The sequence below is a fragment of the Paenibacillus sp. FSL K6-1217 genome (assembly GCF_045040735.1).
In the GTDB taxonomy this organism is placed as follows: Bacteria; Bacillota; Bacilli; order Paenibacillales; family Paenibacillaceae; genus Paenibacillus_AQ.
The window spans coordinates 950,055-972,688 of sequence record NZ_CP150271.1; the positions used below are offsets into that span (position 1 = coordinate 950,055).

At 54.1% G+C, this 22,634-nt stretch carries 18 protein-coding genes; 15 read left to right on the forward strand and 3 right to left on the reverse strand.

Features of this window, described 5'->3' with window-relative positions; all coding sequences use genetic code 11:
- The first annotated feature begins 89 nt into the window (after positions 1-89).
- A complete protein-coding gene (locus tag MHH28_RS03955; RefSeq protein WP_405112084.1) occupies positions 90-248 on the forward strand; it encodes a hypothetical protein in 159 nt (52 codons plus the stop codon).
- A 384-nt stretch (positions 249-632) separates the two neighbouring features.
- Here MHH28_RS03955 and MHH28_RS03960 read toward each other — a convergent pair whose 3' ends face one another.
- The 3 genes from MHH28_RS03960 to MHH28_RS03970 form a co-directional block, all read right to left on the reverse strand.
- Positions 633-980 (reverse strand): HNH endonuclease, encoded by a 348-nt coding sequence (locus MHH28_RS03960; RefSeq protein WP_405112086.1) that lies wholly within the window; start codon positions 978-980, stop codon positions 633-635.
- Between the two features lie 3 nt (positions 981-983).
- On the reverse strand, positions 984-1,196 hold the full coding sequence (locus MHH28_RS03965; protein ID WP_209873220.1) for a hypothetical protein: 213 nt from the start codon (positions 1,194-1,196) through the stop codon (positions 984-986).
- Positions 1,197-1,381: 185 nt separating this feature from the next.
- The gene (locus MHH28_RS03970; RefSeq protein WP_405112089.1) at positions 1,382-2,464 is read right to left on the reverse strand and encodes a thermonuclease family protein; all 1,083 of its coding nucleotides are present in this window, start codon (positions 2,462-2,464) and stop codon (positions 1,382-1,384) included.
- Positions 2,465-2,663: 199 nt separating this feature from the next.
- Here MHH28_RS03970 and MHH28_RS03975 point away from each other — a divergent pair, with 199 nt between their 5' ends.
- From MHH28_RS03975 to MHH28_RS04040, 14 genes are all read left to right on the forward strand, one after another.
- Positions 2,664-4,025, forward strand: a complete 1,362-nt coding sequence (locus tag MHH28_RS03975) for an extracellular solute-binding protein (RefSeq protein WP_405112092.1) — start codon at positions 2,664-2,666, stop codon at positions 4,023-4,025.
- 99 nt (positions 4,026-4,124) lie between these two features.
- Entirely contained in the window at positions 4,125-5,075 is a 951-nt protein-coding gene (locus tag MHH28_RS03980) for a carbohydrate ABC transporter permease (protein ID WP_405112095.1), read from the forward strand.
- On the forward strand, positions 5,072-5,935 hold the full coding sequence (locus tag MHH28_RS03985; protein WP_405112098.1) for a carbohydrate ABC transporter permease: 864 nt from the start codon (positions 5,072-5,074) through the stop codon (positions 5,933-5,935). Before MHH28_RS03980 ends, MHH28_RS03985 begins: the two co-directional genes overlap by 4 nt.
- A 186-nt stretch (positions 5,936-6,121) precedes the next feature.
- On the forward strand, positions 6,122-7,849 hold the full coding sequence (locus tag MHH28_RS03990; protein WP_405112100.1) for a sensor histidine kinase: 1,728 nt from the start codon (positions 6,122-6,124) through the stop codon (positions 7,847-7,849).
- Positions 7,850-7,863: 14 nt separating this feature from the next.
- Entirely contained in the window at positions 7,864-9,231 is a 1,368-nt protein-coding gene (locus tag MHH28_RS03995; protein ID WP_405112103.1) for an ABC transporter substrate-binding protein, read from the forward strand.
- Positions 9,232-9,248: 17 nt separating this feature from the next.
- Positions 9,249-10,844 carry a response regulator gene (locus tag MHH28_RS04000; RefSeq protein ID WP_405112106.1) on the forward strand — a complete coding sequence of 532 codons (1,596 nt, stop codon included), beginning with the start codon at positions 9,249-9,251 and terminating at the stop codon, positions 10,842-10,844.
- A gap of 329 nt (positions 10,845-11,173) precedes the next feature.
- Entirely contained in the window at positions 11,174-12,241 is a 1,068-nt protein-coding gene (locus MHH28_RS04005; protein WP_405112109.1) for a fatty acid desaturase, read from the forward strand.
- Positions 12,242-12,412: 171 nt separating this feature from the next.
- The gene (locus MHH28_RS04010; protein ID WP_405112112.1) at positions 12,413-13,552 is read left to right on the forward strand and encodes a sensor histidine kinase; all 1,140 of its coding nucleotides are present in this window, start codon (positions 12,413-12,415) and stop codon (positions 13,550-13,552) included.
- Positions 13,549-14,151: a response regulator gene (locus MHH28_RS04015; RefSeq protein WP_405112115.1), complete on the forward strand. Its 603-nt coding sequence runs from the start codon at positions 13,549-13,551 to the stop codon at positions 14,149-14,151. Before MHH28_RS04010 ends, MHH28_RS04015 begins: the two co-directional genes overlap by 4 nt.
- A 296-nt stretch (positions 14,152-14,447) precedes the next feature.
- Positions 14,448-15,893 (forward strand): SWIM zinc finger family protein, encoded by a 1,446-nt coding sequence (locus tag MHH28_RS04020; RefSeq protein ID WP_405112118.1) that lies wholly within the window; start codon positions 14,448-14,450, stop codon positions 15,891-15,893.
- 59 nt (positions 15,894-15,952) lie between these two features.
- On the forward strand, positions 15,953-17,809 hold the full coding sequence (locus MHH28_RS04025) for a HEAT repeat domain-containing protein (protein WP_405112121.1): 1,857 nt from the start codon (positions 15,953-15,955) through the stop codon (positions 17,807-17,809).
- 83 nt (positions 17,810-17,892) lie between these two features.
- Positions 17,893-18,996 (forward strand): AAA family ATPase, encoded by a 1,104-nt coding sequence (locus tag MHH28_RS04030; protein WP_405112124.1) that lies wholly within the window; start codon positions 17,893-17,895, stop codon positions 18,994-18,996.
- Positions 18,993-21,338 carry a DUF5682 family protein gene (locus tag MHH28_RS04035; RefSeq protein ID WP_405112126.1) on the forward strand — a complete coding sequence of 782 codons (2,346 nt, stop codon included), beginning with the start codon at positions 18,993-18,995 and terminating at the stop codon, positions 21,336-21,338. Before MHH28_RS04030 ends, MHH28_RS04035 begins: the two co-directional genes overlap by 4 nt.
- Positions 21,339-22,580 (forward strand): VWA domain-containing protein, encoded by a 1,242-nt coding sequence (locus MHH28_RS04040; RefSeq protein WP_405112129.1) that lies wholly within the window; start codon positions 21,339-21,341, stop codon positions 22,578-22,580.
- Positions 22,581-22,634: the final 54 nt, after the last annotated feature.

Here is a 22,634-nt window from a genome sequence, read left to right on the forward strand (position 1 = left end):
GGACTGGAAAGAGCGGTTTATATAAGGGTTAAGATGCTTCGCATTCACGCAAATTCAGGGTGAAGATTATGGAAGGAGGTTGAACTTCAATGAGTATGAGCGTACATAACCTTATGGCTTTTAATCATCAGTTTTTTAGACCTCAGCCCGTTATCAGTCCTAAAGCGCAGAGACAGGAAGATAAGGTTCAGAGCTTTCAGGAAGTCCTCAACGAGAAGCTGAGCAGCTATGGCGACATGAAGAAATAAGCAATATTGCCGCAGAACTATTGTACACAGAAGACATGGCAGCAAATCATAGAGCCTTCAGCAAAAAGCAACAAAAAGGTGCCTCCCGGTTATCGGAAGGCACCTTTTTGTTGTTTAGGAAATTATAGTTTTCTCCTTTTGTGGACAAGGTGCGTGTGGATAAGAGGAGCGGCATATGGCCCGAATGTATGTGGAAAATAGCATACATTGTGCTCTCACACGGTCATATGTCCTGAATGTATGCGGAAAACAGTATACATTCTGTTCTCACACGGGTATATGGCCCGAATGTATGTGGAAAATAGCATACATTGTGCTCTCACACGGTCATATGTCCCAAATGTATGCGGAAAACAGTATACATTGTGCTGGGCGAAGGTAATCCTATTCACCTCGAAGCACTTGCTTCATCCTGCTTCCCAGCAGATTAACGTTTGCTTCGTACGCGCTTTGATTTGTGCAGCTTCGGTCGGAGCCCGGCGCCTGCCGCATGATCCATCTCAGATAAGAGGCAATCTGCGGGTCGCTCCGCAGGCTGTCCAGTGTCGTAAGGCCAAGAACAACGAGATCGCTGTTGGTATACAGGGCATGAATCTGCCGGTGGCAAGCCTTGCACAGAAGGGCAGTCGGGAGCAGGCTGCCGCCTTTCTCGCGGGGGATCAGATGGTGAACGGTAGTTGCAAGAGGAGAACGGCCGCACAGCTCACACGTGTCCAAGGCTTGGGCAGTCATCTCTTAAGGCCGCACTTCGAAGAATTCGCAGCGGCTGCGCGAATAATAGGTTAGATCACTGACCCGCGACTGGATCACAACATCCGAATCCGTGAACCGCACTATAGTAGCGCCGGAATTCACGAGATGGTCATCCTGGAAGACGCGGACGGGCAGCTTGCGGTCAATCGCTTCCTGCAGATCCTGGTCCGTTAGTAGGGGGCGGTTAATGGGCATAGATATAATTCTCCTTCTATATAGAGATAACTGCATTTTCAGCAAATACGATCAGTATACCCGTCTGCCCGCCAGAAATCCACTTACTGGGTGTGATTCTTCAGTAACAGAAGCCCTGGATTTGTTCAGGTGCAAACCAATGGGCAGAGCATAGTAAACCCCGGAACGTTATTCCGGGGTTAAATCTATTCACACGCCACTCCGTCACCATCTCGATCAAGCTTACTGGAGTATCCTGGATCTCCAGCATAGATCGGCGCAGCACCGGCTGCTCTCACGGCAGAACAGTTCTTGTAGTAAACCTCTTGAACTGGTTGCGGGGTTGCTTTTGGTTTCGGTTTTTTAGTAGTTGCAGGTTTTTGAGTTTTGGCGGGAACAGGTTTTTTAGTAGCGGCAGGTTTCGGTGTGGCTGTGGGCTTAGGTGACGGTTTAACTGTGGGAGTTGGCTGGATAGTAGCTTTAGCCACAACGGTATCATCATAGCCTTTATCAGTTGCGTAATCTTTTAAGCTCCATATCCCTAATTTTGCTGCTTGAGCTTTTTTCTCGATAGACCTGAACTGATCAACATTTTTCACATTCGGCTGAAAGACAGCGACTCGTGCAAGACCTTTCTCCAGCAGCAATTCATTTACCATTTTATCATCAACATAGGCGTAAGCAAGGATACGTCCGTACTGGTCGCGTTCGGATACATCGAATTCAAGTCTGACTGTATGATCCTTAAGCAACTTTGTTGTAAACGCACTCGCCTCTGGCCCGAAGGGCTGTACAGGTTTTGTTTCAGGAGTGTCGATTAGGATAAGCCGCACCTTTTCAGACTTTCCATCTAATTGAACTGTGAAGGTATCACCATCAGTAACTGCGGTGACCTTTGCTTCAATGGTTGTTGTATTCAAAGACAAGCTGGCAAGTTCAGAGTTCTTCTGAGTTGTTTCAGATGTAAGCACATTTGTGCCGAGAACTTCTGTGTGGTCATCAGTCTTATTAGCAGCTTGTTCCAAGGGAGAGGCTTTTGGAATTGCAATCACGAACAAAATAAAAAATAGAATAAACATAACAGCAGAATACTTGGTAATTGTTTTTCGATTTCCCCAGCGAACAATGGTCGGCTTAAACATGCCTACAAACCAAAAAATAATTACAGCAAGTGATGCAAGAAGAAAGTTCATCCCTATGGCTTCTCTCAAGGACATGCCTGTAAAAATAGCAATTTCTAATAAAGCGATGATTCCGATGGAAATTAGAAGCTTTTTTGATCTAAACATTAAAATCCCCCTCTATACGTGTACCTTTTAAACTATCGGTAATTTACAATGATTTGTAAATACTGTAATCATAAAAATTCTCCTATTTTAGAATCGTAAGTATTTCCACCATAAATCGGCAATATGCCTCCTCAAAAAAAACCGTGGCCTACGGTACACTGAATCTTGTAAAAGAAACCTTTGAGAGGGGTACAGAGGAATGAAAAAAACAAAAAACCTGGCGCTGACGCTGGTCTCCATCATGCTCATGAGTTCACTCGCAGCATGCGGAGGAAATAACAACGGCGGCAACAAGTCCGCGGAAGGAAATACGGGTAACAACGCAGCAAGCACAACAGCACCGGCAGCCGAAGGAGACAAGGCAGAACCGGCAGAGAAGGTCGAGCTGTCGTTCTGGACGCTGGGCAACGTGAACTATGAAGAGCTGGCTGCTGCGTACACCAAGGAACACCCTAACGTAACCATTAAAATTCAGAATACCGGTGACCAGACGGCCCACCATAACAATCTGACCACAGCACTCTCGGCGGGTTCAGGCGCACCTGATATTTTCCAGCTTGAGATCGGTTTCATGGAACGCTTCCTGGGCGCCCAGGACAAATTCTACAACCTGAATGATCTCGGAGCCAAGGATATTCAGGCGAACTATCTCGACTGGAAATGGAAGCAGGCGTCCTCAATTGACGGCAGCTTCCAGCTTGGACTTCCTACAGATATCGGCCCGACGGTAGTCTACTACCGCACTGATCTGGCTGAAGCAGCCGGCCTGCCGAGCGATCCTGAGGGCTTCGGCGCAGCCATCGACACATGGGACAAATTCGCTACAGTAGCCAAGGCTTTCAAAGACAAGACAGGCAAATATTTCTCCGATCTGACCGATCTGACGTACAATGCGCTTCGTGACCAGTCCGCTGACGAGATCTATTTCAGCAAGGCGGACGGCAGCTTCATCGGCGATACCAATCCGCAGGTGAAGAAAGCGTATGATTTTACCGTGAAAGGAATTCAAGAAGGCTGGATCAGCAATGTAATGCTGTGGTCGCCTGAATGGGGCCAAGGCATGAACGATGGATCGTTCGCCGTAGTCATGGGTCCGGCCTGGATGGCCGGCAATATCAAGAGCAATGCGCCGGATTCCTCCGGCAAATGGAAGATTGCACAGCTTCCTGAGGGAGCAGGCAACTGGGGAGGTTCCTTCATCACGCTGCCGAAGGAAGGCAAGCACTCCAAGGAAGCTTATGATTTCATCCAGTGGCTCGTGAATAAGGATAACCAGCTGGAATCGTTCAAAACCAAGGGACTGATGCCTTCCATTCCTGCCCTGTATGAAGATCCTGCGTTCGTAGATTTCAAGGATGACTTCTTCGGCGGACAGCAGACCGCTGTTGAATTCGGTAAAGCGGCTAACCGCGTGAAGCCGGTATACTACGGACCGCTGCATGACCAGACCGATACCTTCTTCAAAAATGCGCTCAAAAACGTACTTGAGAAGAAAGCCGATCCGGCCAAAGAGTGGGACGATGCTGTGAAACAGGCGAAGACACTTGCTGAACGCGGCTAACCTGTAAGTAGCGGGGAACTGGCTTCCCCAACTGTCCGGATTCATGGGGGATTCCCTCTGTGAATCCGGATTTAGATATGAATTCCCTGGAGGTGTGACATGGCAGAGCCCGTAATTACGAGTCCGCATGCCGAGAGCAAACGCCCTTTCTTCACCGAACAAAGACGGAGCCGCATCACTGCATATACATTCATTTCACCGTTCTTTATTCTGTTCTCGATATTCGGACTATATCCAATCTTCTTCACATTCTATTTATCGTTCTTCAAGTGGGATGCCTTGGGTCCAATGAAATACGTGGGCTTCAAAAACTTCGAGCTGATCACCACGGACCCGACCTTCTGGATCTCCTTCAGCAACACGCTGATTATGGGGCTTATGGGTACTGTGCCGCAGGTCATTCTGGCGCTGCTTCTCGCGGTGCTGCTGCATTCGGGGATGACCCGGTTCAAGAAGACCTTCCGCATCCTCTATTTCATGCCGAATATCACTTCGATTGTGGCCGTTACGCTGGTATTCAGTACGCTGTTCGGCAACAACGGGATGATCAACTGGCTGCTTAATGGAATGGGGCTTGACAGTATGGCCTTCAACTCCGGCTGGTGGGGGGTCAAAATTGCCATCTCCACCATGGTTATGTGGCGCTGGACGGGCTACAATGCCATCCTGTTCCTCTCAGGCCTGCAGAGTATTCCGATGGATCTGTACGAATCTGCCAAAATCGACGGAGCCAACCGCAGACAGCAGCTGTTCTCTATCACCCTGCCGCTGCTTAAGCCGTTCATTATCTTCGTATCCCTGCAATCCACCATTGGTGCTCTGCAGCTCTTCACAGAGCCTTATGTCTTCCTCGGCCAATCCGGTACCGGCTCTACCCGGCAGGAAGGGATCACGATGGTCACTTACTTGTACAGTGAAGCTTTCCGTAACGGCTTCTTCGGCACAGCGGCGGCTACAGCGGTTCTGCTGTTCCTCGTTACGATTCTGTTCTCTGTCCTTAATATGCTGATCTCAAGAGGCGGCAGAGAGTCTGGAGGGAAAAAAGCGTGAGTACACTGCGTATGTTCAGAAAAAAACCGGATGATCTCGGCTTCTTCGGCAAGCTGGGCTTCTATTGTCTGCTGATTCTCGGGGCGCTCGTCTCGATCTTCCCGTTCTATTGGATGTTTGTGGTCGGAACCAATGACAAGGGAGCCGTATTCCACGTACCGCCGCTGCTGACCATCGGAGACCAGTTCTTCGAGAACTTCAAGCGTGTGCTGGACAAATCGGACTTCTTCCAGGCGCTCGGCAACTCGCTGTTCGTATCGTCCATGGTGACGGTCTCGGTCGTGTTCTTCTGTACACTGGCCGGGTATGCTTTTGCCAAATATGAGTTCCCCGGTAAAAACGTGCTGTTCGTGTTCGTGATCGCCACCCTGATCGTTCCCCAGCAGCTCGGCGTATTGCCGACCTATGTCATTATGGCCAAGCTTCACTGGATTGACAGCTTCAAGGCGCTGATTGTTCCGGCGATGGTCAATGCCTTCGGGATCTTCTGGATGCGGCAGTACATCTCTTCGGCGGTGCCTACCGAGCTGATTGAAGCAGGACGCATTGACGGGGGCGGCCACTTCCGGATCTTCTGGAAAATTGCCGTTCCGGTCATTACACCGGCGATGGCTACCCTGGGTATTCTGAATTTCATGACGGTATGGAATGACTTCTTCTGGCCGCTCGTGGTCTTGAAGAACAAGGAGAATTTCACGATTCAGATTGCGTTACAGCAGTTATTCACTACACGGGACGGGTTGGATTACGGGATGATTATGTCCGCTACCTTCACGGCTACGCTGCCGCTGCTGGTTGTCTTCCTGCTGTTCAGCCGCTGGGTAATAGCCGGCCTGACCTCGGGCGCGATTAAGAGCTAACCATCTATCTATTCAATAAGCAAGAGGATTTACAGAATGCTGTGAAGAATAATAATCAAGTGGAAACGGCTTTGCCGTCCATTGTAAGGACGGTACCGTTTCAGCGAGGAATAGAAGGATAAGTTATTGTGTGAAACATATGAATTCTTCTATTTGGACAGAGACAGCAGGAGGAAGGGACCGGTTATGAAGCTCCGCCGCAAAATCTTGTTCGCTATTATTCTTCTTGTATTCATTCCTGTGATTGTGATGGGGATTGTTACGTATGTGAATTATTCGAATGCCATGGAGAAGAAATCAAGCAATTTCTACTGGATCTCCCTGCTGGAGACGGACCGCAAGCTGAAGTTCGCCCTCAGTGAGATTTCATCGATCACCAATTCTGCCATCACCCAGCCTGCGATCCAGCAGTCGCTGAAGCAGAAGAATTTCGTCCTCACCTATGACCGCAAGCAGGAAATCAACAACCTGCTGATTAACCATCCGATGATCACCTCGTTCAGCCTGTACGGCAAAGACCGGTTGCTGTATCAGTACAATGCGCCGATGTCTTTTGCAGATATGCATAAGCAGGTCTGGTTCGGAGCCATGCAAGGTGCCGAAGGGCGCCCCGTCTGGTCCGGTCCCGGGGAGAACGGCTCGGCCAGCGGCGATAAGCCGGTGCTGGTCCATGCCAGAGTGATCAAAGACTATTATTCGCTGGAAGATATCGGATATCTGGTTGTATATGTGAAGCCGGATCTGCTCGATCAGATTTTCTGGGAGGCTGCGACCCTGAAGAAAGGGGATATCCTGCTGGTCAACAAGCAGGGCAATATCGTCTTTAACAAGTCCGGGGAGCATATCGGAGAACGGACGGATTTTCCTTTTTTGCAGGAGAATTATAACCAGGAGCAGGATTATTACATTGACAATTATCAAGGGGAGCGGTCGCTGATCACTTTCCTGCCTTCACATAACGCGGACTGGTATCTGGCTGCCATTACACCGATGAACCTGATCTCCTCCGAATCGGTCTCCATCCGCAATATTGCCATTATTCTCGGCCTGGTGTCGTTGCTGTCCGCCTTCCTGTTCGACCATTATTTCATTCGCAGGCTGGTCCGCAGCATTAACAGTGCCGTGAACGGCATGAAGCGGGTGAAGCAGGGGATATTCACTCCGATCCCAGTACCGCTAAGGGCCAATGATGAGAGCGATTCCCTGATTGACGGCTTCAACCGGATGAGCTCGCAGATCAATGAGCTGATTGACCAGGTCCAGACCGAGCAGGGACGCAAGAAGGAAGCAGAGATGCAGGCGCTGATGGCCCAGATCAACCCGCATTTCATCTATAATTCACTGGAATCGATCAACTCTATGGCGGTGCTGGCTGGCAACCGGGATATCAGCAAAATGGTCATCTCGCTCGGCCGGCTGCTGCGGATCAGCATCAGCCAGAATCAGGAGCTGATCCCGCTGCAGATGGAGTTCGAGCATGTCCGCCATTACCTGGATATCCAGAAGTTCCGGTTCGAGGACAAATTCTCCTATGAGCTGGAGCTGCCCGAGCCGCTGAAATATGTGATGACCCAGAAGCTGATTGTTCAGCCGATTGTGGAGAACGCCTTGTATCATGCCATTGAGCAGATGGAGGAGCACGGGACCATAACGGTCACCGCCCAGGAGAACGGCAAGGATATTATCATTATTGTGCAGGATAACGGGCCCGGCTTCGATCTGGAGGTGCTGATGAGCCAATGGAACAAGGAGCGGAGCAATCCCAAGAAATACAGCGACAGCGGGGTTGGACTGAAAAATGTGCATGAGCGCCTGAACATCCGGTTCGGCAATCCCTATGGTATTCTGGTCTGCTCCTCACCGGGCTTCGGAGCAGCCATCTGCATCCGGATTCCGAGGATACAGCCGACATGAGGGGGAGGAGCCAAATGAAGGACCAGCGGCATGTGCGTAGATGGTTGATCAACTGGGGGTGGATTCTGCTCTATATTGTGCTGATGTCCGGCGCCGTATGGTTCATTATGCAGGAGGACCGGGAGCAGATTGAGGATACCTCGGCCGAGAAGATCACACTGACCTTCCGGCATTTCTGGATCAAGGAGCATGACCGGCCGCTCCTGGCTATCTTCGAGGAGGTTGTGCGCAGCTACCAGGAGAGCCACCCGAATGTGAAGGTGAACTTCGAGGGGCTGGATCAGAATATCCACCGGGAGCAGAAGCTGAAGAGTGAGATGGTTACCGGGACACCGCCCGATATGTTCGTTCTGTTCGGCGGGGCGGAGATTGAGCCTTATGTGCGCTCTGACCGGCTGATGGATCTGACTGAGTTCACAGCTCAGAACGGTCTCAGCAACCAGTTCAAGGATCTGCATCTCTGGACCTTCAACAACCATATCTACGGACTGCCGATCGAGGGCAATGCGGAACCGCTTTATTACAATAAAAAAATCTTCACCAAGCTAGGGATTCATACCCCAACTACGGTGGCTGAGCTGGATACGGTGATGGAGAAGCTGAAGGCAGCGGGGTATATCCCGTTTGCGCTGGGGAACGAAGACCGCTGGCCTGCGGGGATATTCGCCCATTATCTGATGGACCGCTACGCGGGTCCGGATCTGATCCAGAAGCTGGTTACGGGCGAGGATCAGTCCAGCTTCCAGAACAGCGGCTACCTGGAGGCGTTCCGGCACCTGAACAGATGGGTGGAGGCCGGCTATTTCAGTGAAGACTCTAATGATACCTCCACTGAGGGTGCAGTCCGCCTGTTCACTGAAGGCAGGGCAGCCATGTATCTGAACGGCAACTGGGATATCAATTTATTCTCGGGGGACACTGCACCGGACGATTTCCAGAGCCGGGTTGGAGTCATTCCCTTCCCGGCGCGGGAGGCCGGGACAGAGCCGTCCATTGCCGGAGGGTATACGATCGGTATCGGGCTGTCTTCGGGCCTCACCGGAGCCAAGAAGACAGCAGCCCTGGAGTTGATGAAGGGCTTCTATACAAAGGAGATTCAGACGCGGATTGTCTATGAAGGCCTTAGAATTCCGTCCATGCGGATTGCATTCGACCCGGATAAGACCGGACCGGTCTTCGCCCAGGTCATGGATATGATGGAGGAGAATGAGCAGAGCTTCGTCCCGTATGACAATGTGTTGTCGCCTGAAGTGAAGAAGACCTTCCTCAGTGTCATTGAGGAGATGATTGATGGAGGGCTGCAGGCAGAACAGGCTCTGCAGCAGCTGCAGGATGCGTCCAAGCAGTACTGGAATCTGATCCGGAGTTCTTCGGGTCAATAAGTCTGGGGGTGTAAGAGATGAAGGAGCAGCAGGAGAAATATAAGGTACTGCTCGTAGATGATGAACCGATTATACTGCGCAGCCTGAAGGTGGCGATTCCCTGGGATGAGCTGGGTCTGAGCATCGTGGGGGAAGCGAAGAACGGCGAGGTCGCATTGCAGCTGATTCAGCAGACCGCGCCGCATATCATAATCAGTGACATCCGTATGCCGGTGATCGACGGGATCACGCTGATGAAGGAGGTGCTGCCGCGTAGCGCCAAGCTGATCTTCATCTTCATCAGCGGCTACGGGGAATTCGAATATGCCAGGGAAGCCCTGCGGCTGGGAGCCTTCGACTATTTGCTGAAGCCGATCGACCATGACGAGCTGATGGTGATGCTGAAGCGGGCCAAGGAGCGTCTGGACCGCCAAAAGGAGAACGAGCAGCTGATGCTCTCGGTGCAGACCCTGTCGCTGCTGGCCCGCGAGCGCATGCTGGCCGAATTTACGCTGGGCAATCCGCGGCCGCTCCAGCACCTCAAATGGCTGGAGAACAGCGAGCTGGAGGACGAATACTTCATGGCCGTGGTCCGTCTGGACGACTATGCCGCACTGACGGCGAAATGGAGCGCCGGTGAGAAGCAGCTGTGGCTGTTTGCCGTGCGCAATATCCTGGAGGAGTGGTCGCTTACGAATGGCGCTTTGTCCATCTTTCCCTTCTATAACGGGGAATGGATTCTGCTCTTCCCGGCCAGCCTGAGTGACGGCAAGCGGGAGCTCGGGGAACAGCTTATTGCCGGAATCAAGCGCTATTCCAAGCTGAACTGCTCGGTAGGCGTCAGCAGAAGCACCAGAGGGATTGATCAGCTAAGCGCGGTATATCCGTTGGCATCCCAGGCGCTATACCGGCGCTTCTATTCCGGTCAGGCCGGTGTCTTCCTGGAAGAAGAGACCGCAGGGGCCGGAAGCCGTGAGGTGCAGTATCCGAAGGAACTGGAGCTGGCGCTGATTGAGAGTATCCGCACGCTGAACCTGACGCGGATGCTGGCTCTTTTTGACGAGATGTCCGTCTTCATTGAAGCCCAGAGTCTGCCCCAGCCGCTGGCGGAGCGCCTGATGATTGAGATGAGTGTGGTGCTGTACCGGCAGTTCGAGCATTTGAGTACCCACAATGACTGGTCCATTGAAGGGCTGCTGAGCAAGCTGAACGGACTGGGTACGTTGCCGGATATGATGAATGTTCTGAAGTCCACCTTCCGCGACTGGCTGGAGCAAAGCCATAAGACGGCAGCCCGGGAAGACGGCCGGAGCATCATTGAGAAGGTCCAGCGGTATATTGAGGCCAATTACCATAAAGATCTCAGCATCGAGGAGGTGTCTGAGGTGGCCGACCTCAGCATCAGCCATTTCTGCACCCTGTTCAAGCAAATTTCGGGCTACACGTTCCTCGAATTCGTCACCCACTGCCGGATGGAGAACGCCAAATACATTCTGCAGAGCAGCAATGTGAAGGTCTATCAAGTCGCACCGCTCGTCGGTTATCAGGACCCGAGATACTTCACCCAGGTGTTCAAAAAAGCAACCGGCAAGACGCCGACGGAGTACCGGGAGGAGTATGTGAAGCAGGCTTAGCCCAGACGGCGTACAACACCAAACACGAAGATATCATAATGTCAAAATACCATGCACCCATGAACCATAGGGTGCTTTTTTGCCGTGTTGCTGCCCGGCGGAATGTTTATTATGAGAAAAGGTAAAACTATGAAGCCACAAATGCTGTTATCCGTAGGTTTGCCGATCAGAACGTAGGAAGCAGGAGTGCCATCTCTCCAGAGCAGACTATGACATTTGTCATACACCAAGGTTGATATATATGACTTACGGGCATGACACTTCTTTCTTTATAATGGAAATATAAGAAGTATCCTTGAATGGATGCATCCGAGGAGGAAACGATCCCGATGACTAACAACCAGATACCCCAGCTCTCTACCTTAAAAAAAAGCGTAGCCCCTTACGAGAAAACAGACCGCAATACGAGCATAAAACAGCTCATCAATACCCTTGGGCCGCTGGTGCTCTTATGGGCTGCCGCCTACTTCAGCTTATCCGTGTCCTACGGGCTGACGCTGCTGTTCGCAATTCCGGCTGCGGGCTTTGTGATTCGCACCTTTATTATCTTCCATGACTGCTGTCACGGGTCGTTCTTCAAGAACCGCAAGGCCAATGATATTATCGGCACTATCACCGGTGTGCTTACCCTGGTCCCTTACCGTCAGTGGAAGCACAGTCATTCGATCCATCACGCCGGAAGCAGCAATCTCGACAAAAGAGGCACCGGGGATATCTGGATCATGACCGTGGACGAATATATGGCTGCCAAGCCGCTGCAGCGGCTGTATTACCGGATCTACCGCAACCCGCTGGTGTTGTTCGTCATTGGACCGATCGCTGTCTTCCTCATCCAGTACCGGTTCAACGCCAAAGGCGCAAGACGCAAGGAACGGATGAATACGTATCTTACCAATGTGTCCATAGTCGGTTTGTATGCCGGGATTATCATGCTCATAGGCTGGCAGGCGTTCCTGCTGGTGCAGCTGCCGATCGTATTCGTATCCGGCTTCCTCGGCATCTGGCTGTTCTATGTGCAGCACCAGTTCGAGCACACCTACTTCGAGCATGATGAAGAGTGGAGCTACGTGAACGCCGCAGTTGAAGGAAGCTCGTATTATAAGCTGCCGAAGGTGCTGCAGTGGATTACCGGCAATATCGGGTTCCACCATGTGCATCACTTGAGCCCGAAGGTGCCGAATTATAATCTGGAGCTGGCCCACAATGCCAGTCCTCCCTTGCAAAAGGCGACCACCATTACACTCAGCACCAGTCTCGAAGCTCTGAAATACCGTCTATGGGATGAGGAGCGCAAGGTCTTCGTCAGCTTCAAGGGATTGAAGCAGCGGCTGCGCCAGAACGAACCTGCGGCATCAGAGGGGCTGAAGGTGATCAAGCCTGGATTCCAGAGCGAATAGAAGCTATAACATGCCAGAAAGACAGATCCGGAGCGCAGGATGCCGGGTCTGGGCTTTCTTTTTTGGAATAGAAGCAGCGATAGAAGCAGCATGTGTGAAGGAAATTGCCTGTTATAGGCTGGTTTATGTTAAAATGGGGGTATTAACTTGCTGGCAAAAAGGATGGCTAACATGCAGAAGTGGCATCATATTTTCCATAAAAGCACGGGATTGAGCCCTTATGTGTGGGTTATTTTTTACATTCTTCCCTTCTATTTCATCTTTCGTTCCTCCTCGGCGGACCGCTGGGTGTACGGGATTCTGATGATTATGGTCTTTTTTGGCTGCTATGTGCTGTCATTTAAGTCCAAAGGCTGGGTGGTCTATTTCTGGACCAGTGTGCAGATGGTGGTCTCGATTACGATGACGCTGCTGTTCGGGTATATGTATTTTGCGCTGTTTCTGGCCTTTTTTATCGGGAATATTCAGAAGAGAGCAGCCTTCTTCACCCTCTATCCGATCCATCTGCTGACGACGATTGTCGCGATTAACTTCGAGCTGATTATGCGCAACCCCGTCTTCCTCTCGCAGTTGCCGTTCGTGCTGGTCAGTATCATTGCTGTGGTACTGCTTCCGATCACGACCTATAACCGCAACAATCAGGATAAGCTGGAGGAGCAGCTGGAGGATGCCAACAAACGGATCTCCGAGCTGGGCATTATGGAGGAGCGCCAGCGGATCTCCCGGGATTTGCATGATACGCTGGGACAGCGTCTGTCACTGATCGGGCTGAAGAGCGACCTGGCCGGGAAGCTGATCACCAAGAATCCGGCTCAGGCCATGATCGAGATTAACGATGTCCGCATGACGGCCCGCAGCGCGTTGAAGGAAGTCCGCGAGATGATTACCCAGATGCGCGGCATCCGGCTGGAGGATGAACTGGTGCGTGTCCGCCAGCTCCTTCAGGCGGCCGGGATCAGCTACGAGCTGGAGGGCAGTCCCGATCTGACCCAGACCTCGCTGATTACCGAGAATGTGCTGAGCATGTGCATGAAGGAGGCGGTAACCAATGTGGTGAAGCATAGCGGCGCCTCACTCTGCCGGATTCAGATAGAATCCTCGCGCACGGATCTGGTCATTAAGGTGAAGGATAACGGCGGAGGGATTGAGGGAGCCAAGCTGTACCATAAGGGGCATGGTCTCCAGGGAATGAGGGAACGGCTTGAATTCGTCAACGGTTCGATGGAGGTCATCCAGGATGAAGGGACGACACTGGTCATCAAGGTGCCGAATGCGGCTCAGCAGCCGGACATGGAGGTGAATGCGCAATGATATCAATCGTGATAGCCGAAGACCAGCGGATGCTGCTGGGAGCGCTGTCGGCTCTGCTGGACCTGGAGGAAGACATGCGGGTGGTCGGCAAGGCAGGCAACGGGGAAGAGGCTGTGAAGCTCGTGAAGCAGCTCCAGCCGGATATCTGTATTATGGATATTGAAATGCCGGCCATGACTGGCCTGGAAGCGGCGGAAGCCCTGAAGGGGGCTGGCTGCAAAATCATGATTCTGACCACTTTTGCCCGGGCGGGTTATTTCGAGCGTGCGGTCAAGGCCGGAGTCGATGCCTATCTGCTGAAGGACAGTCCGAGCGAGGAGCTGGCGCTGTCGATCCGCAGTGTCATGGACGGCAAACGGATGTACGCGCCGGAGCTGATGGATGAGGCCTACAGCAAGGAGTCGAATCCGCTGACCGAGCGGGAGAAGGAAGTGCTGGGGCTGATTGCCGACGGCAAGAATACGAAGGAGATCGCCAGCCAGCTCTATATCACCACCGGAACGGTCCGCAACTATATCTCGGTCATTCTGGACAAGCTGGATGTGGGCAACCGGATCGAGGCAATTACACGCTTCAAGGAAAAGGGCTGGTTCAAATAAATATCCACGCACGGAACCGGAACGGCGGCTTTCTTTAGGAGGGCTGGCCGTTTTTTTGTTAGCTATAGAGCTTTGTGGAGGCGTGGATCTAGGACCTAATGATCATTTTATCTATGAAAGCGGTTACTCTATTGGATCAGACGCCAATATTTGCTAATATAAATGCAAACATGTGATCCTATTGTGTGATCTTTTCATACAAAGGTGGGTAATGAATACTTGAGCCCCATGGGCGCGTACATCTATCACGTACCTCTATTCTGCTTACATCCTAATTCAGCCGGGAGGAATCTAATTTGCCAGAGCTAACATCCACGTACGTTGATTCACTTGCACCCAATGCTGCTGCCATCAAGAACGGCCAGGGGCTGGTCCGCAAAAAGAGCTTTGTGGAGCTCCATCAGTCGGAGAACGGAGAGCTGTTGTTCGGAAAATGTGCCGGTAGCGGCAAAACGCCCTATGAGTGTTCCGTGGACTTCATCACACCAGACAGCCCGGTCTTCCGCTGTAGCTGCCCTAGCCGCCAATTCCCCTGCAAGCATGCACTAGGTCTGCTGTATGCCTATACCGAAGGCCAGACGTTCACGCCTGCTCCGGTTCCTGAAGACATCGCCTCGAAGCGCGAGAAGGCGGAGAAACGGGAAGAGAACAAGGTGAAGCAGGCGGCTGAAGGGGTAGAACCCAAGCCAAAGAAGGTTAACAAATCGGCCCTGAAGAAAAAAATCAACGCTCAGCTCGAAGGGCTCGATCTGCTGGAGAAGCTGGTGCTCTCCTTCGTACGCAGCGGCCTGTCCACCATTGACAAGTCTGCGGCCAAGACGGTTCAGGGGCATGTGAAGCAGCTTGGGAACTATTATCTGTCCGGTGCGCAGATTGAGCTGCGCCGCTTCGCGAATCTGATGTTCAGCGGCAAGGATCAGGAACAGAACTATACATATGCGGTGGAGCAGCTGACACGGCTACACGCATTTATCAAGAAGGGCCGCGCGTATCTCCAGGCCCGCAGCGAGGACCCGGAGCTGGCGCTGGATCACGAATCCACCATTGATGAATGGCTGGGCCATGCCTGGCAGCTTAGTGAACTGAAGGAATACGGGCTGGTGAAGGAGGGGGCGGAGCTGCTGCAGATAGCCTTCTACAGCTACAACGATGCAGCCCGCCAGGAGTTCGTAGACCTTGGCTTGTGGCTGGACCTCTCGGCGGAAGGCGGGGAGATCCGCCGGACCTTGAACTACCGCCCTTACAAGGCGGCGAAGCTGATGCGCGAGGAAGACAGCTTCTTCGACATTGCCGTGGTTCCTCAGCTGTATACCTATCCTGGGGACATGAATGCCCGGATCAGGTACGAGTCCATGTCTTCAAGACCGGTGCAAGGCGCTGATCTGGAGCGGGCTGCCGCCAAGGCTCACCGATCTTATGCTGAAGTCTTCAAGAAGGTGAAGAACCAGATCAAGAACCCGCTGAGCGACAAGCAGCCGGTCCTGCTGCTGCATGCGGCCTCTCTGGGCGTTACAGAGAACGGCCAGTATGTCATGATTGACGGGGAAGGCACAAGGCTGCTGTTGGAGGATCTTCCGTCCATTCCGCAGGGCACGGTGGAGCTGCTGCCGTTCCTTCCGGCTGGAGCCCGGGAGGACTGTGCGGTTCTGGTTATGTTCGAGCATGACCTGGATCAGGGACGTCTGCGCGCACAGCCGCTAACAGTCATTAAGGATGAAGAGATGGTTCGCCTGCTGTACTAGAGTACTTAGCCTATATTAAACAGCACTAATATAAATATATTTATATGGGAGGACAATCCATGAGCACAGCGTTATTACAGGAGCTGCATCAGGAGTTCAGAAGACTGTATATTGCCGGGAGCGAGCTGGCGGCAGGAGATTTCCGCCTGAAGCGGCTGCTGCCGCAATTTCAGCAGCTTGGCGAACGGTCACCGGTCTTCAAGAAGCTCGGCGAGGGAATCTCCGCGCTGCTTGAACCCGGCAGCCCTGACGGAGCGGCCCCGGGTATTCAATTGCAGGAGCATACCCTGCTGCTGGAGTCCGTACTGTACACCCAGGGGACGACAGCCGTGGATGGAACTCCCGGACCCTTGCCGGTACGGAGTTTCACCCTGCATACGAAGCAGCCTTACCGGAAGCTTGCACCTGTGCTGGAAGCACTCACCACTACCGGAAGCGGCAGATATGAGATTGTAGTGGATGCGTATAAGGATGGGATCTTCCAGGACCTGCGATTGCTGCCGCTGGCGGTCTCTGCGCTGAACGACCCGTATGCGGAGCTGGCGGAATATGCGATGAATCATATTCTCCCGTCCTACGGGCCGGTCATTGCTAGCCACCTGCTGGAGAGTCTTAATCTGTCAGGGGGAAGAAGTGAGGTCCGCAAGCTGGAGGTAATCTGGAAGGTCGGTGCAGACGAATTCCTGGATAAGATCTTCCACGCTGCCGAGAATGGAAGCGAGGAGATCCGCGCTGCAGCCATCAAATGCCTGGGCGGTTATGAACAATTCACGCCCAACCTGCTGGAGTGGTCCACGGACAAGAAGAAAGCCATCCGCGAAGCGGCCTATGCGGCGCTGGCGGCAGGCGGTACGTTACAGGGAGGGGAACGCCTGGTTGAGGCATTCATCCAGAAGAAGGACCGCGAGATTCTGGGCAGAGTGCTGGCGGACGGGCATTCCGCAGAGGTGAGTGCCCGTCTGGCGGCATTATTCATGGAAGAGCTGCAGGCAGCCCCGCAGAAAAATGACGGCGTGAAGCTGACAGACAAGATATGGAGTGAGCTTCTTCCCTTCCTTACCGCTCTTCGCCGGGTACGGAGTCCGCAGCTGGATGAAATCTACAGCTATATCCTTCAAGAGTATCCCCGGTTCTCGTCACTGGGCTGGATTCCGCTTTTGGACCATGCAGCCTTGTATAAAGAGAAAACTCCTGACGGTGCTGCTCTGGCAGAGCTTGCGGAGCTGGAGAAGCGGAGCGTGCGTTTCCTGCCGCATTATTTCCATGCCGCCCAGCAGTCTATGAGTCCGAAGGAGCTGTTCGACCAGTTCGCCGGCGGAACCTTCTTGGATAAACTCAAAGCGCTTGTGGGTAAAGAGGCCAAGGATGCGGCTCAGCGCTCCCAGCTGCTGATTAATACTATTGAGGATCAGGTTGTGGATATCCGCCGGAGGAATTATGAAGTAGAGTGGGATGCAGCGGGAATCAGACAGCCTTACAGCAGGGAGATGCTTCCGGCTCAGGAGATTGCCGCAGCTTGGGACCCCCGCTGGCTGGACTGGTTCATCCAGCACAATGCTGTGAATCTGGCCAGTGCCTTTGCCCGGCCGGGTCACAAGGGCGTGCGGAACTTTCTGGTTGATAAGCTGCAGGACCTGTCCAAACGCCGTGCCAGTGATTTCATTCCCAACATCTTCAAGGGACTGGAAAGGGCCGGGATGCCGGAGCCGGAGCGTCTGGAACTGTTGATGAGTGCCCTGGAGACTAAGAGTCCTCATAACCCGTATACCTTCGAATTGTATATATTTAAAATGATGGAGCGCTTCCCTGCCAGCTATGCAAGCCGTGTGGAAGCGGTTATTCCCAACTATAGATATGAATGCAAGCAGCAGCTGGAATATGTGCTGGACAGCCTGCGGAGTGCCAAGAATACCTGACCCTTATAACAGCTACCCTGTTCCTCGAAGCCATACATTCTTAACTTTAGCTTTTCACAAAACAGTTGCAAGGAGAGGTGTACATGTCAACAGAACAAGATCAGCTTCAGGAATACATGCGTCTGCCGGCTGAAATTCTGTACCGTGAGGAGCTGGAAGCTCTGCGCAAGGAGGACACCGGACGTATTCCTGCCGGCTGGCAGATGTCCCCGCGCTCAGTCCTCACGTTCATTACTGGCGGCAAGGCGGGCAAGACCGTGATTACCCCGAAATATATGGGGAACACCCGGCTGATCGAGATGGCGGTTGCCACGCTGGTCACTGACCGGGCACTGCTTCTGATCGGCGAGCCGGGCACAGCGAAATCCTGGCTGTCCGAGAATCTGGCGGCGGCGATCTACGGCAACTCAGGCATGGTTGTGCAGGGGACGGCGGGAACAAGCGAAGAGCATGTGCGCTATTCCTGGAACTATGCCATGCTCCTGGCGAACGGCCCAACGCCGGAGGCGCTGGTCAAGAGCCCGATTATGCGGGCGATGGAGGACGGCGGCATTGCCCGGTTCGAAGAAATCTCCCGCTGTGCCTCCGAGGTACAGGATGCGCTGATCTCGATTCTGTCGGAGAAGACGATCTCTGTGCCGGAGCTGGGCAAGGAGACCAGTGCCCGCAAAGGATTCTCCATTATTGCCACCGCCAATACGCGGGACCGCGGCGTCAATGAGATGTCCGCTGCCCTGAAGCGGCGCTTTAATATCATTGTGCTGCCTGCGCCGTCTGACCTTGAGACGGAACTGTCCATTGTGAAGAAGCGGGTCGGCGAGATTGCCTCTTCCTATGAGCTGCAGGCTGCCGTTCCGGCGGATGAAGCGCTGTTGAAGGTGGTCACCATCTTCCGCGAGCTGCGCAGCGGTATGACCCTCGACAAGAAGGAGAAGGTCAAGACTCCAGCCGGTGTAATCTCTACGGCAGAGGCCATCTCTCTGCTGACGAACAGCATGGCTCTGGCAGCCAGCTTCGGCAGCGGAGAACTGACCGATGAGGATCTGGCAGCGGGACTCCAAGGGGCTATCGTCAAGGATGACGACAAGGATAAGCTGGTCTGGAAGGAGTATCTGGATAATGTAATGAAGAAAAAAGGAGCGGACTGGCGCGGACTCTATCAAGCCTGCAAGGAGATGAACGAGTGAGCAGGGCAGCGGTTGCCGGCGTTCATGTCTTTGGGGTGCGGCATCTGTCTCCGGGCGGTGCGAAGCATGTCCTGGAATACCTGAACGAGCTGCAGCCGACCGCCGTGCTGATTGAGGGGCCAAGTGATGCAAGCGGAGAGATCCGTCATTTAACCCATGCGGTAACGAAGCCTCCGGTGGCGATTCTGGCCTTCACCGAGGATCTGCCCGTCCGGACGGTACTCTGGCCGTTCGCTGTCTATTCCCCCGAATATCAGGGGATGAAATGGGCGCAGGAGCATGGAGCAGAGGCGGAGTTCATCGACCTCCCTTCCTCCGTAACTCTAGGGCTACAGGATGCATTACGGCAGGATGCCGGCAGCCGCCCGGAGCTTAAGCCGGTGGCAGAGGAGCAGGGTGAGCCGGCGGAAGAGGAGACCCGCGAGCCGGAGTCGGTATACAGCCGCATTGCCCGGCTTGCCGGTGAGCATGACTATGATATGTACTGGGAGCGTAATTACGAGCATAACGCCAGCAGCGGCGCTTACCGCGCAGCTATACTGTCCTTCTCTGCCCAGATGCGGGAGCTGTCGGAGTCCAAGGAGCGCGCAGAGCAGCCGCGGGAATACGCATATAACGCATTACGCGAGTCTTATATGCGGCGGCGGATTCAGCTCAAGATTGATGAAGGGCACCAGCCGGAGAAGATCGTCGTCATCTGCGGGGCTTATCACGCCGCTGCGCTGGCTGATCCCTCGGATGGGATGAGCGATGCGGAGCTGGCATCGCTGCCCTCACGCTCCACCAAGCTGACGCTGATGCCGTATTCCTATTATAAGCTCTCCACCATGTCGGGATACGGTGCGGGCAATGCGGCTCCGCACTACTTCGAGATGATGTGGGAGCTGATGGCTTCCGGCCGCTCTGAGGAGCTGCCCCATCTCTACCTGTCCTCTGTAGCCCGATTGGTGCGCAGAGCAGGGACACACCGCTCTACCGCCGAAGTCATTGAAGCGGTTCGGCTGGCGGAGTCGCTGGCCGCGCTGCACGGCGGAAGCGCACCTACGCTGCGCGATCTGCGCGATGCAGCGCAGACCCTGCTCGGCCACGGGGATCTCGGCGTCATTGCCGATTCGCTGGCCCGGGTCGATGTCGGCACGAATATCGGGAGTCTGGCCGACGGTGTCAGCCAGACACCGATTCAGGATGACCTGAACCGGCTGCTGAAGCGCTACAAGCTGGAGAAGTACAGATCGACCGTAGCCAGCGACCTGGCACTGGATCTGCGGGAGAACCGCCGGGTGTCAAGCAGTGAAGCGGCTTATCTAGATCTGCACCGCTCCGTACTGTTCCATCGGCTGGAGCTGCTCGGCATCCACTTCGCCCGGAATGTGCCAAGCGGCCAGTCCGGGGCGACCTGGGCGGAGCACTGGGTACTCCAGTGGGCGCCGGAGGTGGAGATTGAGGTGGTGGAGTCTACCCTGCTCGGGGAGACCATTGAGGTGGCGGCAGCCTACGTGCTGCGCGAGAAACTGCTGGAATGCGGTTCCATCGCTGAGGCATCGGCGCTGATCGTCACGGCCTGCGAATGTGCCATGACCACGCAGATGGAGGAGAGCAGCCGCGTGCTGCAACGCCTTGCCGTGGACAGCCGCGATGTCGTCTCGATTGCCACGGCTGCCAGGGAGCTGGCCAAGATCATCGGATATGGCGATATCCGCAAGGTGGACACGGCCCCGTTCGTACCGCTGCTGGAGGAGCTGTTCCGCCGGGGCTGCCTGTTCCTGCTGGATGCCAGCGGATGCAATGATGAAGCGGCGGCGCTGATGATCGGCGCAATGAATGATCTCAACAACATCTCGCTGGAGCATAGCGAGATTGCAGATACCGCGCTGTGGCTCCAGGAGCTGCTGCAGCTGGCGCAGCGGGATGACCGTAACCCGAGGCTGTCGGGCTTCGCCTGTGCGATCCTGATGGAGCGTGGAGCGATCCCTGCCGGGGAGGTTGCGGCGGAGGTGTCGCGCCGCTTGTCTCCAGGGATACCGGCGGACCTCGGAGCAGGCTGGTTCGAAGGCCTGTCCATGCGTAACCGCTATGGACTGCTGTCGCGGATGAGCCTGTGGGAGCAGCTGAATGACTACATCAACGCCTTGGAGGATGAGGAATTCAAGCGTGCCCTGGTCTTCCTGCGCCGGGCGTTCAGTACCTTCTCCCCGCGTGAGAAGACGATGATCGCCGAGCTGCTGGGTGAGCTGTGGGGCGTGAACACAGAGCAGGCCGCCGAGATTCTGACAGGAGAACTGAAGGAGGAGGAAGCCAAAATGCTGGATGATCTGAATGATTTTGACTTCGGGGATCTGTAGATGAGTGATGAAGAGCTGAAGGAAGAACTGAAGGATGATAACCAGAACGGCGCCCTTACACGCTGGCGGTTGATTCTGGGGCAGGAAGCGGAAGAGGCCTTGCCCGGTTACGGCCAAGGCAGCGGCCGGACGCTGAGCGAAGAAGAGCTGATTATGGATGCGGCGCTGGCGGCTATCTATAATGAGACAGGCTCGGGCCAGTCGAACGGGAATACCGCCGCCGGACCGAAGGGCAGAGGTGCAGGCTCGGGACATGCTGCGATTAACCTGTCCAAATGGCTCGGCGATGTGCGGAATTTCTTCCCGGAGGATGTGGTCTCGGTTATTCAGACCGATGCGATGGAGCGTAAGGGCTGGAAGCAGCTGCTCTTCGAGCCGGAGTTGCTGGCGGCGGTGAAGCCGGATATTCAGCTGGTCGGTACGCTGCTGGCACTTAAGGGCAAAATCCCGGAGAAAACCAAGGAAACGGCAAGAATGCTGGTCCAGGCGCTCGTGGATGAGCTGGTCAAGCTGCTGGAGACCGATATCCGCCGTGCAGTGACCGGAGCACTTAACAAGCGGCAGCATTCCCCGCTGCCTTCGCTCAGCGGACTGGACTGGAAACGGACGATCGAGCGCAATCTGAAGCACTACGATGCAGAGCGGCGGATGATTATCCCCGAGCGCTTCTTCTACTTCGACCGTGCCCGCCGCAGCAAGGAATGGACGGTCATCGTGGATATTGACCAGAGCGGTTCGATGGCCAGCTCTGTGATCTGGGCTTCGGTGATCGGTTCGATCTTCGCCAGCATTCCGGCGCTGAACACGCGTGTCGTTGCTTTTGACACCGAAGTGGTAGACTTGACGGAGCAATGTGCGAATGATCCTGTGGATATGCTCTTCGGCATCCAGCTCGGGGGTGGCACGGATATCCATAAGTCGGTCAAATATTGCGAGCAGTTCATCGAGGAGCCGAAGAAGACGCTGTTCATCATCGTATCGGACCTGTATGAGAACGGCAATCAGGCCGGGCTGGTCCGGCGGATGCGCGAGCTGCGGGAATCCGGGGTGCGGACTATGACGCTGCTGGCACTGTCCGATGAAGGCAAACCCTCCTATGATGAACGGCTGGCCTCCCAGCTCGCCCGTGACGGAACCCCTTGCTTCGCCTGTACTCCGGCCTTGCTGCCTGTCCTGGTGGAAGGGGCGCTGAAGGGCCAGGAGCTGGGTGAATTGGCCAAACGGCTGGGGATGACTCGATAATTTATAATGAAGAGGAAACACTTACTTTACAATCACATATTGTGTAACATGCCG